Raw genomic sequence first — 15,173 nt, forward strand, 5'->3', positions numbered from 1 at the left:
TTCTATAAGTATATTTTTTGAGGTTACCTAAATGACACAAGATTCTATGGCTTCACAAAGCAGTAATCGCGTTAATGTTGTTGATAAGCGGATTATCAATGGACAGACCGATGTAAATCAATTAGTTCCATTTAAATATAAATGGGCATGGGAAAAATATCTGGCAACTTGTGCGAATCACTGGATGCCGCAAGAAATTAACATGCAACGCGATATTGAACTATGGAAAAATCCAAATGGCTTGACCGCAGATGAAAGACAGATTGTTAAGCGTAATCTTGGCTTTTTCGTAACAGCGGATAGTCTTGCTGCTAATAATATTGTGCTTGGTACTTATCGGCAAATTACTGCGCCAGAATGCCGTCAATTTTTGTTACGCCAAGCATTTGAAGAGGCAATACATACCCATGCTTATCAATACATAGTTGAGAGCCTTGGACTTAATGAGGGTGAAATATTTAATGCTTACCATGAAGTTTCTTCGATTAAAGCAAAAGATGAGTTTTTGATTCCTTTTATTGACACATTAACTGATCCTGAATTTAAAACTGGAACACTTGAAAATGATCAAAAATTACTGAAATCTCTAATCGTATTTGCCTGCATTATGGAAGGAATCTTCTTTTATGTTGGGTTTGTACAGATATTGGCTTTGGGGCGTCAGAATAAAATGACTGGTGCAGCTGAGCAATATCAGTATATTTTACGTGATGAGTCTATGCATTGTAATTTTGGGATTGATTTGATTAATACGATTAAACTTGAAAATCCTGAATTATGGACAGAATCATTTAAACAAGAGTTAGTTGAGTTATTCAGTAAAGGCGTTGATCTTGAGTATGCTTACGCTGAAGATACCATGCCACGCGGTGTTCTTGGGCTTAATGCCAGCATGTTTAAAGAGTACTTACGCTTTATCTGTAATCGTAGGATGACTCAGATTGGCTTATCTGAGTTATTTCCGGGAGCTACGAATCCATTCCCATGGATGAGTGAAATGATAGATCTGAAGAAAGAGAAAAACTTCTTTGAAACGCGTGTAACTGAGTACCAAACTGGTGGTGCACTAGATTGGGATTAAGGTCTTATAAGTATGGCAGTTTAAATAAGTTGCCATACTTTACGTACTATCTCGTCATACATTTTCTGGTAATCAGACGATCATTTTATATAATATCAAACTGCTCCGTTGTAAAAACAGAGTTATTTAGCATTGTTTTTGGAATTATTGAGCCATAACCAAGTTTTGCCAGCTTCTCATGAAGTCTTACCCGGCTAGTTACGTTAAATTTTAAATAAAGTTGATTGCTAAAGATACTGTCTATTGTACTTTTAGTAATCGTTTTGTTATAGATTTTACCAATATTTTCAGCAATTTCAAGACTCGAACAGTTTGCCATAAAAAAGAAAATAACTTCTTTTTCCCGCCGGCTTAATTCTATCTTGAGATTATCTTCGATAAAGTCTTTGTTAAAGTTGGCAGCGATTTGCTCATGAATGTCAAAATATGGATATTCTATTCCATAATAAATTAAGCCAAAGACTTCCTGAGTTGATGGATCAATTAATGGAGTTTTGGTAAATAAAAATGGTACAAGGAGTTGTTCATTACTACAAAATATTACGAAGGTTTTTGCTATTTTAGTGGCAAAAACTTGTTGGTCATCTTCAATTGAAGATAGTAAGCTGTAGTTTGGCCAAATTGAAACCAAACCAGATACGTCTTTTTCTACCTTAAAGAGATAGCGACAATATTCAGATAAATAGATATGCTCAGAATTAAGGTTTTTAATTCCAATTGCCATGTCTTTGCTAAACCCAGACATCAATTTAATCGAGTTTACCAGATTTTTTATGTGAATATTATCGCAATTATTCATGGTTAACTTATTTACCTTTTCGAGCTAAACTGGATAAATAAAGTGCGCATATATGTCTGAAGTCCAGCATCCTGAACCGGTAAAACAATCGCTGATTCATCGGATTCATTAATATGTGCATGCCACCAGCCTGGAGGCGTAATAAATCCTACACCATTTCCCCAGTCAAAGCGTTGAGCGTTTTTTATCGTGCCATTTTCGTCCAGTTCTGGTCCCATAAGGGTATAAACTCCAGCTTTAGCGCTAAGGCTCAAATCTAGCGCAACTGAATTGTGCCGATGCGGTAATTGAGTTGAATTTGGTTCAATTACATTAAATAATGCCCATAAACTGGGGGTAATTGTTTTGGTTAACGGACAAGCCTCATTACCTAATAAGACCCCATTTCGATTGCGCATTTGGGCTTTTTCATCCTGATTAAACTGATTGGCAAAAGCTATAATTTTTTCAGCTGGAAATAAAGTCGGAGCAAAGATTTGTCGATGTGGACTAACTCCTAGGTAACTTAATATTGGCTCATCATTAACCCAATATAATACAGAATTTGCATTTGCGGTAAGTAAAATATCTTTCGCTCCACCAGGAATAGCAAAAACATCCCTTTCTTTCCAGCTTATTTCACCATCTGCAAATTTAGCAGTTCCAGAACCTGCAATCACCACAAATAAATGTGAGGTAGCATTTGCTGCACAATTAATACTCTCATTAGTTAATATGGTTATAAAGCTAGCTAAACAATTGGGCGTTGTTGCGCGATAATCGGTAACTAGCTCTTTGGAGAGATCAACCGAGGTAATTACTGTTTTTGTAAAACTAAAGTCAGGCAGCATTACATGAGGAACTATAGCAGGCATCCGCGGATTAGCCGCTGAGGTATATTCCAGATAGTGACCATTATCAAATTTTTTATTCATTTTATTTTACTCCAAGTGGGATTATTTAATTTCTGATTTTATATCGAAGATAATCAGTTATCAAATTAAGCATGATCATGTTAACCTGACAATATTATTTCATAAACCAGAAAAATATAAAATAGAATTTAAGTGCTATTCTCTTATTCCTATAGGGGCTTTCACCTATAAGTATCATACCAGATTCTAAAGATCTGTTATAATCAGCCTCTTTTTGAAAGGAAATTCTATGAATAAAGGTGAATTAATTGATGCTATTGCAGCTCAGGCTGATATTTCTAAAGTAAAAGCTGGCGAAGCATTAGATGCATTTATGGAAAGCATTACTGCTACTCTAAAAGCAGGAGATAAGGTTACATTAGTTGGTTTTGGCACTTTCAGTGTTGCGGAACGTGCGGCAAGAACTGGTCGTAATCCAAAAACTGGTGAAGAGCTTAAAATAGCCGCTAGTAAAGCTCCCAAGTTTTCTGCTGGTGCAACATTGAAGGAAGCGGTGGCTCCAGCTGCCAAGGATAAAAAAGCCAAATAATCTTTTTTATCATTTTATCAAGTATTGTTGCCTAAAAGGAATATACTTTTGCTAATTCCAGAATTGGCAACAATATTTGGTTTATCATAAAGATTTATTTTTGAAGGTATTTGGGATGAAGTTATTTATTATTCATGTAGGCTATTATGATTATGATATTGGTATGTACGAATTACATTCACAATTTTTAGTAGCTTCTGATACTGCCGCTGCTGCTAAGGCAAAAGTAATGGCAAAAGATGTATTTAAAGCTAAACAAATGCATATAGATGGTATTCAGGAAATCAATCAAGTTGAGGGATATTCTCTTAGTTTACAACCAAGCACCCAACATATAGAAAATAAAATTTATAATTATAGCGAAATTAAAGCATTGTAGCTAAAGAATGAGACATAACACAAGATTATGATGGTTGTGCTTGGCGATTATTATTGGAAGCAATAGTTGTATTACAAAATATTGGCTATCTGAATGCTAGCCGGTGATGTCGAAATTATCAACAAATAAATCAGTGCGCAGGCATTACCGAGTCAGAATTTATTCAGCAGGTACTGGGCGTATGTCAAAGTGGAGTATATGCCACAGTAAAAGGTTTCTGCTTATGATATACCCAAAAATAATTGCACCAATAATAAATTCACTATTATAACAATAATAGTGAAATCTTCATTAATTTTAGAATTTAAACTGTAGTTATTTGGATACAAATTTGAGGATATAAAATTGTTGCAATTTGGGTATGATGTGATATAATTATGCTGTGCATTAGACATAATGCAGATCCTTCTTGCTAAGGGTTAAGTAGATTATTAAAGTATTGGTCTTACTTTTATAATCCGATGTTAGTGTAAAAAATTTTACGAGTGGAGTTGTCTATTAACACTGACTCCACGTCGCAAAATTGTTCTCGTGTAGACTTGAACATTGATAATTCTACTACAAATTCTTTTTTTCCGTCAATCTAATTCAAACTTTTACTTTCATTTATCTTTTATTTCCGCATTGCAGAATGAATTAATAGCCATTACGTGCTAAACTTTGTACCCCTTATTAAAAACAAGGTTTTGCAATGCTTTCGACTATTTTATCGAATATGCTCACTTACTTTACTCGCTCTAGTAAGTCTATCCCTATAGATTCTGATGCTCGCCTTATCTTACTATGGCTTCGTGAGTATACTTATTGTGAAAATACCTATATTACATACCGAGTAATTGTCCTAAGATTTTATTTATGGATTAAATACAACAATCTTACTATCGAGTCGATTACCAGGTATCATTTGCTAAGCTATGCTGAGTTTATAAAGACACCTGATCCGTCTTGGTGTAATATACAAAGACACAAGTTTAGTCACCCTGGATGGAGACCATTTCAGAAAGCCCTTTCAAATAAATCCATCTATTCAAATCTTCTTGCCATCAAGCACATGTTTAGCTATTTATTTAACTCTGGAGAGCTTAGTACGAATTCATTTAGCTTTAGATTCAGATTACCAAAATACTCATATTACTCATTTATTAAACAAAGCAAATATTTAACTACAGATGAATTTAGTTTGATTATTGATTTTATTCAACAATTACCTGCTTCAAGTGATAAATTGCAGGATAGTAAGATAAGAGTTTTGTGGGTATTCAAGCTTCTATTTTATACTGGCTGCAGAAGAAATGAAATTGTAAATGCAACCATGAATGATATCAAATTAATCAATCACCGACTATGGCTTGAGGTAACTGGAAAAGGTAATAAAATGGGCTTAATTCCAGTTACTACTGAACTGGCAATAGCACTTGATGAGTATCGGGCTTATCATAATATTGTTCCTTTATATCAACGGATTAAAGATGAATCCCATATCCCTTTGATAATATTGCGTAAAAATGATAGACGATTCTCCCCTATTAGCTCTGGTCATCTTTGGTATATAATTAAATCCACGTGTTTATTACTTACTGAATCAATTAGTGATCCAGTATTAATTGACAAATTACGACGTTTATCTCCACATTGGTTAAGGCATTCTTTTGCAACTGCTCAAGTAGATGCAGGTATCGATTTAAGAGTTGTTAAAGAAAATATGAGACATTGTTATTTTGAAACAACTATGAGATATGTCCACATTGATGATGATATACGTCACCAGAAAACTAACTCCAATTTTGGTAAACAAAACTGTGGATAATTATTAGTCCTATCTTGGTTATGCTTATATTTCTATTTGGCTAGGCTCTCATTTTATCACAATTATAATAGTAAAATAAGGGTTAATCACATAGAAAATGCCAAAATCCCTAAATAAAACAGTATCACTAAGTTCCCCATACTATATACTTTTCATACTCTACAAAGTACAACACCCCGTTGGGTGTTGATAACTCCCCGGGTATCGGTGCTATTGCCCCGATATATTTAATGAATAATGGCCGCGGTGGCCATAATATATCGCAACAAGTAACCTGCGGTGCATTAAGTAAAAGGGGTGCGACGAGCTTACCCCTTTAAAACCCCATTAATACTAATTTATCAACGTTAAAACTGTTAATTGGCATATATGCTTAGATTTGTTCAGGATGGGTTACTAAGGCGCGAGAGCGGCGCCGGCTACGGAGATACTTTCCCGCGAATGATTGATTTCTTGTGATTTTAAGGGGTAACCATTATAGTGGTCATGTGACCACTACTTGGAAGTTATTCTACAATGATAATTTTGGGAGGAAGTTTGAGCTTTTTCTTGATAACTACTGCTGGTGTTTTCTGCTTTACGGGTTGTTCCACTGGCTTGGTTGGTTTCAACAGTTTCTTCTGTGATTTTACTTTACCTGGCTCCTCAAGTTTAATATAATCCTTTGGTATTTTTACAGTTAACTCTTTGATCAGATTGTACAGATTATATTCAGATTTAGCTGGCTCTAGTTTTTTGATGAGTTCTATTTTCATTTGATCAATACTCTGATACCATACCTCCGCTTTAATCTTCGCTGGACCTTCCCCTATTCGCTCCAGGATACTTCGCGTAATTTGGATCAGGAGATTGTACCTTGATGTACCTATTTTTTTATTTAACCTTTCCCTTGCCGTGTATTTTGAGACTCTGACCAAGTTCAGTAGATACACCATTATTCTTTTGTCGGGAATGGACGTGTATTTTAATGACCACCTATCTAGTTCATGTGGCAGCAATAAGAGCGGTTCTGTATTGTTTTTTTTCTTCATTATAGTTTCCCATTATCCATGACATTTTTTTAAACCAATTTAAGTGCTCGAAGTGGCAACCCGTGCGCAACTTCCATTAATTCTTTTGGTAAGATCAGTATAAAACCCTTAATCAGAGTTATTTACCGTTTGCCATATTTTCAATTTATTACTGAAGAGCTTTCCGTTTATTATTTTCATTTATCTTCTCTAAAGGAAAAATAAATGTTATAAATGCTAATGTCAACGCACTTTTAAAGTCTTTCATTATAAATCCCCTTTGATTCGTTTTACTGAACACCCATTATTGCTGCAAACAATCGGGCTGGATCGTTGTCGATATGAATAGTCTGTTGGCATCTTATTATATAGACTGCTAAGCCCTATCTTACGAAGTCCAGATTTAACCAAGACTCCTTTCTCATCAGGATTTGGTACCACAATTGTTTCAATCCCAAATATCTGCATAAAATTCATGCTGTCTCTCTTTTCTAACCTTATTTACAAAAACTGTTACTAAGAAAGTTAAATAAACATAAAAGTACATAGTGATTTCTTCTAAACAACTTTTTTAAGAATTGACTCTTTGCTTAATATTTCTGATAATGGTAGTCTGTATATTTTTACTGCAGTCATATATCCTAACTGCTTTGGCATGACATATAAATTGACGTAACCTTTATTTAAACCTTGTGATTTCACTACCTCATCAAAACGCTCGTTAAAGAATTTACGCATGTAATAATAATCCTTGCGAACTTTATGAAAAGGTAGAGATTTTGTAAGGCTACATCTAATTGCATTTACATTGAACCAGTTATTTTTAACTAAAGACTCATCATATTCTTTTTGGGTATCTCTAATATATTTATCTGATAAACCAATAGTCCAAGCCCCTACTACACCAGGAACTTTGACTGATTTTTCATTTGAATCAAATTTATACTGCTCTTTATTTACTCTTACAAACTCATAGCCATTGACGTTTATCCGATGTTTTCTATCGAATGCATCAGAGTATTTTTCTCTAAAAAAGAAAGGATGATCAATTGATTCATTTATACCGGGTCTGGCAAGTAAGATAAATGAAAAAATATCATTATCAGATCCACTTTGAGGAAAGAATAGTTTTAACATTACTGTTGGCTGATTTAATTTATGTCGTCTGGTACGATCCATACTTGATTCGCAGATATCATAATATCTATCAAATTTATTGATGACATTAATAACCTTATCGCGTGAAATATGTCCACTTGTATAGTAGCGATATCCTGATTTTAATGTTAACTGAATTGTTCTAAGAAATCCTGTCAGGTTTTTGCATACTTCAATTCTGCTCAGATCAGCTTTATGTTCATATTTACTCATAGCTATTCTTTCAATTAATTAACATGACATTTTACCGGAATAAAAATTCAAAAACATAAACAGATCCGTTGATTTTTTACTCTCTTCTTTCTCTAGAAAACCAAATCCCACACTCAAAAAAATTATTATTATTCCGCGACCTGACTGTTAATTAGCACGTCCTGTTAATAATTTGTTAAATTGCTGACGACAGTCAGCGATGTGTAAGATGTAGAATAAATTGTGGAGAGGTAGTCCGCTTGCGGACGTAAAGCTATCCATAGTTTATTCACACTTACTAATCAAATTATTACTAGGCTTGAGTGCGTTTTACATAGTAAAAATTCATAGTCAGGTCGCGGAACCAGATTCGCTAATCGATTCAGATACTGGTTAATATAAGATAGTCAAATAATATGCATTGGTTTGTTAAGGATAATCCTTAACTGCGAGGGAGTTTTAAAGAGGGAAACGCATTTTTACCTCTTTAGATGCTAAAAAGTAATAAATTTTGCCAAAAAGCAAAATTTATGGATATAGCTGAACCCAGTTTTTTCAAAACTGGGAATAAGATAATAACAACGCGTTGTTATGAGATATACGTAAAGGTTCCTATGCAAAATGCGAAAATCAGTCAAAAAAAGGTTGCAAACTTTTTTTGGTTGGTTTAGAATTTTGCCATCAATGAAACCCGCAGCAAAAAGGAGTAAAATTTGCGGATCCATAACTGACTGCCAATCAGTTCAATATTTTTAACAAAAAATCTTGTCAGTACGCAGTCGGATGGAACCGCCAATTCCTGAAGCTGCAATACATTGTACACAAAACAGATTGCCAATCTGCTTTTGTGCCTTAAGCCGAAGCGCAGTATCGCGAAGAGTGATTCGCTGTCGCTACGAGTGGGGCGGGAGTGTCAAAACTTCTTCTATCCACATTCGCAAATGCTTGCATCGTAAGGTGGTGCAAGGTTGGATGACCGTGAGCCGGCAGGTAGATAACAGAGAAATCTGGAAACTACTGGCTACACAAGAGCCATTATTGGCTGATGTAGCTTAATCGTGAAAGTAAAGGGCGCGAGCCACGACTGAAGCGATGAGCCTGTTACAACTAAAGTGGTGACAAAGGACGACTATTCAAAAAGAAGTTCTGCAAGTTGGCAAACTTGCTAATCCACCTCCTAGTATAGCGTGAGCTGTATGACGGAGCCAGACATTCGAGGCTGCTGAGGCGTTCCGAAAGGACGCAGGGGTATGAGATGGTCGAAAGGCTGTTGGACTACCTGGTACCAGTAAAATATCGTGCAGAGCACGGGATAATACTGGATCGCTGGACATTGTTTAAGAATGTACATGGGAGTATTCGACTCTCTATCTGGGAAGATGCAGATGTGTCCGTGCCGATGAGGCGAGACTTGATACGATTATTAAACTGGCGTGGGGGTGACTTTTCAGGAACCTTATAACCCACACGTTGCCAGCAATGGCAAGGTGAACTAATCGCAAGGCGGCAAACAGCGCATTTAAAGCAGTTGTAATTATGCGGGGAGACTCTAAGTGCTTGAGTAACATGTGATGGCAGGTTATCGCTGGATAACCGATAAACATGTGAAATCTGATAGCTTGGCGGCTATCATACAGGCATATGAGTGGTAGACTCGATGAGTAGGTTCAGATACATCAGGACGAAAGTCCGGAAACTGATAGCAAACTGGTGGCACCAAGCCAGATTGTGAACGAAAGTTGGGGTGGAACTGTTGGGAAAGATAAACCTGTGACAACAGGATTATTTAGTACTATCAGTACGGGAACTATTATCCTTGTGATATTAGTTTACAATGTAGGTGACTCACTGACAAGTTGATAAGGGGATGGCTCCCCTTTCAGTCACTTTAATAAAAAATCTGTCAAGACTGGATTTGATAGGCGGACGGTAAGGATGTCCTTTTCTTAATCTTAAGGTTAAGTACTGAAACGGGTGGCACCGCTTCAGAATAGGATAATTGTATCTATACGCAATCGAATCTACGTTTCATAACCCACAGGGAGTGCTTTACGCCCCCTGTGGGCAAAAAGTACTCCTTGATTTTCTATCAAGGAAAATTCCAAATGATAACTGTAGATCAATCACTAAATTACCTAACATTCACATGTTTTTATGGTGGGCATTATCTGGCAACAGGTAGGCTTATGTTTCTTGTGAATGGATTTCTGGAATTCTATTTCAGAGATTGGTAGACTTGCTACCCTTACTAGCCTGGCTGGTAAGGTGAACATGGTGTCATAGGTAATCTCATGATTACTGGTTGATGCCAGGAACAAATCAGACTTGTCTGTATTTGATTCCTAAATGAGCGAAATTCGCTCTAACAGAATTTGATTTCATTAAATTCTGTAAATGGGAGCATCTGCTCCTTAGCAGCTACCTCTTGGGGTACCTGTCAGGTTCGGAGCCAGTTCGGCTGGCTTCCGGTTTATTAACTGACTGACTTAGTCGGTCGCTATAACAAACTAAAGGACGCTTCGTGCGTCCTTTCTCCAATGAATAACCCCGCCGCAAGCAGCATAGCATTACCCACAAGTATTTTTGTGGGTATTGAATACTTCCCAGGCTAATGCATAATCTTTCATTTTCTGCCAACCCGTCCATATAGTCTTAATCCCAGGCTCCCCATCATTTTTTCTACCAAGGAAACCACCTAATTGTGCAATCATTCGTATCATTTGGTATATTGTTGGAGGGTGCGCTGGCAATACTTTATCTTTATTTAAAATCACATATACAGATTGCCATTCAGCATTGCTGAATATCACATCGCATGGTTGATCCGGGTTTGTACGACCAAACATGGTTATATATTGTATGCGCCAGGCTACTATCATAAAAATAGCTAACAGAGTCTTTAACCTACCATAGTTTTCCAGCTGCCTAGATTCTATATTACAACCGCTTTTTAAGATTTTAAAATATAACTCAATCTGCCACCTGCAAATATAATACTGTATTATCTTCAAGGCATCTTCTGCTGTAGTAACCGGTATTGTAGTAAACAATACCCACTCTACTTTATCCTTGAGGTTTTCAGCATTTATTTCACTGGCCATTACCGCATAAACCCTGACATCGCTTAGGCTGGATGGATGATAAGACGATGGGGTTAACTCAACCTCAACACTCCGTACATCCTGGACCACAGTCCGAACTTCTCTTTTAACCTTAGCCTTACTACGCGGTGTATGCCATCCACGGGGTAACTTAAATTTAATATTGGCAATTACTGGAGCACGCCTTAACTGCTCCCACACTTTTAAACCCTTACTGGACGTACATCTATCTCTTCCGCTTCGCACTATGAAGTTGGCATTTCCTATTTTAGAATCATATTCATGAAAGAATTCGTATATGTCACACTCCCTGTCACCAATATTAATGAATTGGGTATTTGGGATTTGTCTAGCTATTTCTTTTGTTTCACGATAGCTAAGTAGCCAATTATAACTCTCTTTTTCCTCTATTGGAGTTACCTTCCTTAACCCTTGGTTTTTGATTTGCTCACGTTTCCAGGTTATGCTATGGGCAACACCAAGATTTACTTTATCTGGAGTAACGGCAATGGTCGGATGTAAAAAGAACCCGTGCCGGTGCTCAATTTTCTTTTCGCCTAGAAAGCCCATATCCGTTAAACTCTGATATTTTGAGTAATCAATATCAGTGGTATCTTGTAACAAGAGGACTACGCTTTCTTTGCTCATCCGCTCTTTGGTTGCATTAATGTGGGGCTCCAGTATTTTTACTTCATCAACTTTGTTATTACTAAAAAAGCGGTAGGCAGCTTTTGTTTCGCGCCAGCTTTCCAAAGCCCCTGGGATACTTTTTTCGGGGCTTACGGATAAACCATTCAAAATATTTCTGCATCTGATATTTAAGCGCTTATCTCCTAATTCAATATCTTTTAACTCATTGATTACCCAATCTTCCATTCCTAACTCCTAGCTATCGTCAAGCAGGAATTATAAGATGATTCTATTACTTGTGGGTAATGCTATGCCGCAAGCAGCGGGGTATCAAAATAGTTTCAATTGATAATCACCATGCAACAACTCATAATCTGTCACACCTTGATTCTTTACGTACTTAGCTAGCATCTTTTCATCTCCATGCCTACCTACCGTACTAGCAAAATATCCATCGCTCCAGAACTCTCCACCCCATAGTATCTTCTTTATCTCAGGATGCTTTTTAAAGACTTCTCTTGCGGTTAGACTTTTTAACAGTGTCACCAACTTAGTTATACTATACATTGGTACTGATTGAACCAAAAAATGTATATGATCTTTATCTGAGCCTATTTCTAAAAACTTTAACTCATAACGCTTTTCTATTTCAAGACATATCTCTTTTAGTGTTAAGTCAACTATATGGCTCAGCACTGCTCGCCTATATTTAGCTGGAAATACTAAATGATATATCAATACCGTTACATTATGGCTTTTATGCCAATATATACTTGTCTTCATAACAAGATTTTAGTATAGCAACGCCGCAAGCGGCGGGGAATTTACCCGCAGAGATTAAATAGTAAAAAACTTTTCTAATTTACAATTTTTTACTTCAATGATAAAATACATTATTTAGCTTAAAACTTTAATGTTATGCATGAAAATTATTTCGTATATAATGTAAAATAAGGGTCAATAAATGAATAATATGTGTGCCATAGACTGGAATATGTGTACTATGGATTGGGGGGCTTTAGGGGGTCACACGAGAATTCGGAAATTATCGTACGCTAAGAACAATTACTCTATACGACATAAGGCTCTAAGTAATTTTATTGCCAAACATGATTATTGACATTCCAAGTAGAGTCACAGCAGAGCCAATAATATCCCATGCAGTTGGAGTTATACCCTCAACAATCCAGAGCCACAAAATTGCAGTTCCGATATAAACACCACCATATGCAGCGTAGACTCTCCCAGCAGCGGCAGGATGGAGCGTAAGCAGCCAAGAAAAAATAGCGAGAGAAATAATGGCGGGGAGTAGTAACCAAACGCTTTTTCCATGATTAAGCCATAATGTTGGCAAATAGCAACCTAAAATTTCAGCAATTGCTGTTAAGAAAAAAAGTCCAAGAGTTTTTATAATTAACATTTTTTACAACCTCCTTTATTAACTGGCTTGTAATGCAGTAGTTTTAATCCATTAAAAATTACAACTAGGCTAGAACCCATATCAGCTAGTACAGCCATCCACAGCGTAGCTTTGCCAAATATAGCCAGGACAAAGAATATTACTTTAACAAGTATTGCAAATGATATATTTTGTATTAAAGTGTTAAAGGTTTTTTTGCTTAGATTTACAAAGAATGGTAGCTTATCCAAGTTATTTTCAACTAAGGCAACGTCCGCAGTTTCCAAAGCAATATCCGTTCCCTCACTCCCCATGGCAAACCCAATAGTTGATTTTGCTAATGCTGGTGCATCGTTTATACCATCTCCAACCATACCAACATATTTATATTCAGTGACTAGCTTGTCTATAGTGGCCAATTTATCTTCTGGTAACATGTTGGCATATACCTTATCTATTCCAACTTGTTGTGCTATTGCTTCAGCAGTAATATTATTATCACCAGTTAGCATAATTGTTTTTAAACCAAGTGCTTGTAGGGCTTTAATAGCTTTCACACTTGAGCTACGTATTGAATCTGCGACTGCTATTAAGCCTAATGCTTCTTTATCTGTTGATATTATTATTGTAGTTTTACCTTCTTTTTCCAACCTTTCCAATTCAGCTTCAATATTTTTATTACAAACCTTATTATCTTCTGCTAATTTATGATTTCCGACGTAATATAGCGTACCATGAATTTGCCCGGTTACACCATGGCCTGGAATTGCAGAAAATTGTTCAACATCTTGGAGTGCAGCTTCCGGCTTTTGTTCATAATAGTTAACTATGGCTTGAGCAATTGGATGCTCAGAATGTGAATCTAAACTAGCAGCAATTTGTAGAAGTAGATGCGGGTCTATACCCTTGAAAGGAACTATGTCTGTTATTGTAGGTTTTCCTTGAGTGATTGTACCTGTCTTATCTAAAGCAATAACTTTTAATTTATGCCCCATTTCAAGGTAAGTTCCCCCCTTAATCAACAATCCATGCTTTGCAGCCGCAGTTAATCCACTTACAACTGTTACCGGAGTTGATATAACTAAAGCACATGGGCAAGCAATAACTAATAAAACTAACGCTTTAGCAAACCAAGGGTAGAATGGTTCATTAAAAAATATTGGAGGAATTACAGCAATAAGAATAGCTAAAATTACCATAACTGGAGTATAGTAAGTAGCAAATTTATCAACAAATTTTTGAGTAGGAGCCTTCTCTGATTGTGCCTCTTCAACAGCATGAATTATTTTAGCCAATAAAGTACTATCAGACCTTGCAGTTACTTTAAATTCTAAAGTTCCATTTTCGTTTATTGTTCCAGCATATACTAAATCATCTACTTTTTTTATTACCGGTATAGGCTCTCCTGTAATTGATGCCTGGTTAACCCTACTTTCCCCTGCTATAACCACACCATCAATAGGAATACGATCTCCTGGTTTAACTTTAACAGTATTATCAATTACAATGTCTTTTACTGATAATAATTTCCAGTCACCATCTATTTTGACCAATGCTTCTTCTGGAGCCATTTCCATTAACCCAGCAATTGCATTACGTGCTTTATCCAAAGAATATTTCTCGATTAGTTCAGCCAAAGCAAAAAGAACTGTTACCATTGCGGCTTCAGGCCATTCACCAATAACAATAGCTCCAGTAATGGCTACCATCATAAGAAAATTAATATTCAGTGTAAACGATTTTAAAGCTAACCAACCCTTTTTAAAAGTATCTTTTCCGGTTAATAACATTGCAATAGCCGCTAATGCAGCAACTAATACTGATTTTTCATTTTGATACATATAAGAATATATTTCAGCACATAGGGCTAAAATTCCACCTATAGCAATAACTAACCATTGACGCTTATCAGATATTTTTGTAATCGTTTTTTTAGGTTCAAGCTCAGCCTTTGGGGTTGCTTGCATTCCTATTTCATTAATTGCTTTGGTGATTAGATTAATATCCTTTATATTGTGAGTTATTTTTACTTCTTGATTAATAAAATTAAACTCTAGTTGTTCAATACCGGTAATTGGTTTGAGCTTATTTCGAATAAGCTTTTCCTCTGATGGACAACATAGTCCAGTCACTGTAAAAATAGTTGTTAACATGACAAATTCCTTTATTCTAGT

The 15,173-nt window shown here is 36.1% G+C and carries 14 protein-coding genes; 5 read left to right on the forward strand and 9 right to left on the reverse strand.

The features are described from left to right. Positions 1-31 precede the first annotated feature (31 nt). Positions 32-1,081: a ribonucleotide-diphosphate reductase subunit beta gene (locus CUN60_RS06775; protein ID WP_102951310.1), complete on the forward strand. Its 1,050-nt coding sequence runs from the start codon at positions 32-34 to the stop codon at positions 1,079-1,081. 85 nt (positions 1,082-1,166) lie between these two features. On the opposite strand, the gene CUN60_RS06780 is transcribed toward CUN60_RS06775, so the two are convergent. Continuing rightward, positions 1,167-1,880, reverse strand: a complete 714-nt coding sequence (locus CUN60_RS06780) for a helix-turn-helix transcriptional regulator (RefSeq protein ID WP_102951311.1) — start codon at positions 1,878-1,880, stop codon at positions 1,167-1,169. Positions 1,881-1,891: 11 nt separating this feature from the next. Then, complete coding sequence (locus CUN60_RS06785; protein WP_222593230.1) at positions 1,892-2,794, reverse strand: cupin domain-containing protein; 903 nt, start codon at positions 2,792-2,794, stop codon at positions 1,892-1,894. A 229-nt stretch (positions 2,795-3,023) separates the two neighbouring features. Between CUN60_RS06785 and CUN60_RS06790 the strand changes: the two genes are divergently transcribed. From CUN60_RS06790 to CUN60_RS06800, 3 genes are all read left to right on the forward strand, one after another. Next, positions 3,024-3,323 carry an HU family DNA-binding protein gene (locus tag CUN60_RS06790; protein ID WP_102951312.1) on the forward strand — a complete coding sequence of 100 codons (300 nt, stop codon included), beginning with the start codon at positions 3,024-3,026 and terminating at the stop codon, positions 3,321-3,323. A 115-nt stretch (positions 3,324-3,438) separates the two neighbouring features. Then, complete coding sequence (locus CUN60_RS06795) at positions 3,439-3,702, forward strand: DUF1543 domain-containing protein (RefSeq protein WP_102951313.1); 264 nt, start codon at positions 3,439-3,441, stop codon at positions 3,700-3,702. Positions 3,703-4,393: 691 nt separating this feature from the next. Beyond that, on the forward strand, positions 4,394-5,509 hold the full coding sequence (locus CUN60_RS06800; protein WP_102951314.1) for a tyrosine-type recombinase/integrase: 1,116 nt from the start codon (positions 4,394-4,396) through the stop codon (positions 5,507-5,509). A 506-nt stretch (positions 5,510-6,015) separates the two neighbouring features. On the opposite strand, the gene CUN60_RS06805 is transcribed toward CUN60_RS06800, so the two are convergent. The 3 genes from CUN60_RS06805 to CUN60_RS06815 all read right to left on the reverse strand — a co-directional run bounded on the left by CUN60_RS06805 (position 6,016) and on the right by CUN60_RS06815 (position 7,890). Continuing rightward, entirely contained in the window at positions 6,016-6,540 is a 525-nt protein-coding gene (locus tag CUN60_RS06805; protein WP_102951315.1) for a hypothetical protein, read from the reverse strand. A 246-nt stretch (positions 6,541-6,786) separates the two neighbouring features. Next, positions 6,787-6,996, reverse strand: coding sequence for a hypothetical protein (locus CUN60_RS06810; protein ID WP_102951316.1), 210 nt, complete (start codon positions 6,994-6,996; stop codon positions 6,787-6,789). A gap of 81 nt (positions 6,997-7,077) precedes the next feature. After that, complete coding sequence (locus CUN60_RS06815) at positions 7,078-7,890, reverse strand: hypothetical protein (protein WP_102951317.1); 813 nt, start codon at positions 7,888-7,890, stop codon at positions 7,078-7,080. Between the two features lie 744 nt (positions 7,891-8,634). Here CUN60_RS06815 and CUN60_RS12910 point away from each other — a divergent pair. Next, on the forward strand, positions 8,635-8,925 hold the full coding sequence (locus CUN60_RS12910) for a hypothetical protein (protein WP_158649324.1): 291 nt from the start codon (positions 8,635-8,637) through the stop codon (positions 8,923-8,925). A 1,511-nt stretch (positions 8,926-10,436) separates the two neighbouring features. Here CUN60_RS12910 and CUN60_RS06830 read toward each other — a convergent pair. The 4 genes from CUN60_RS06830 to CUN60_RS06845 all read right to left on the reverse strand — a co-directional run bounded on the left by CUN60_RS06830 (position 10,437) and on the right by CUN60_RS06845 (position 15,152). Beyond that, entirely contained in the window at positions 10,437-11,846 is a 1,410-nt protein-coding gene (locus tag CUN60_RS06830; RefSeq protein WP_102951320.1) for an IS4 family transposase, read from the reverse strand. Positions 11,847-11,930: 84 nt separating this feature from the next. Beyond that, the gene (tnpA, locus tag CUN60_RS06835; RefSeq protein ID WP_102951321.1) at positions 11,931-12,383 is read right to left on the reverse strand and encodes an IS200/IS605 family transposase; all 453 of its coding nucleotides are present in this window, start codon (positions 12,381-12,383) and stop codon (positions 11,931-11,933) included. 304 nt (positions 12,384-12,687) lie between these two features. Beyond that, positions 12,688-13,020 (reverse strand): YnfA family protein, encoded by a 333-nt coding sequence (locus CUN60_RS06840; RefSeq protein ID WP_222593231.1) that lies wholly within the window; start codon positions 13,018-13,020, stop codon positions 12,688-12,690. Next, complete coding sequence (locus tag CUN60_RS06845; protein ID WP_102951322.1) at positions 13,014-15,152, reverse strand: heavy metal translocating P-type ATPase; 2,139 nt, start codon at positions 15,150-15,152, stop codon at positions 13,014-13,016. Before CUN60_RS06845 ends, CUN60_RS06840 begins: the two co-directional genes overlap by 7 nt. Positions 15,153-15,173 lie beyond the last annotated feature (21 nt).

This window comes from Aquella oligotrophica (assembly GCF_002892535.1).
GTDB lineage: Bacteria > Pseudomonadota > Gammaproteobacteria > Burkholderiales > UBA11063 > Aquella > Aquella oligotrophica.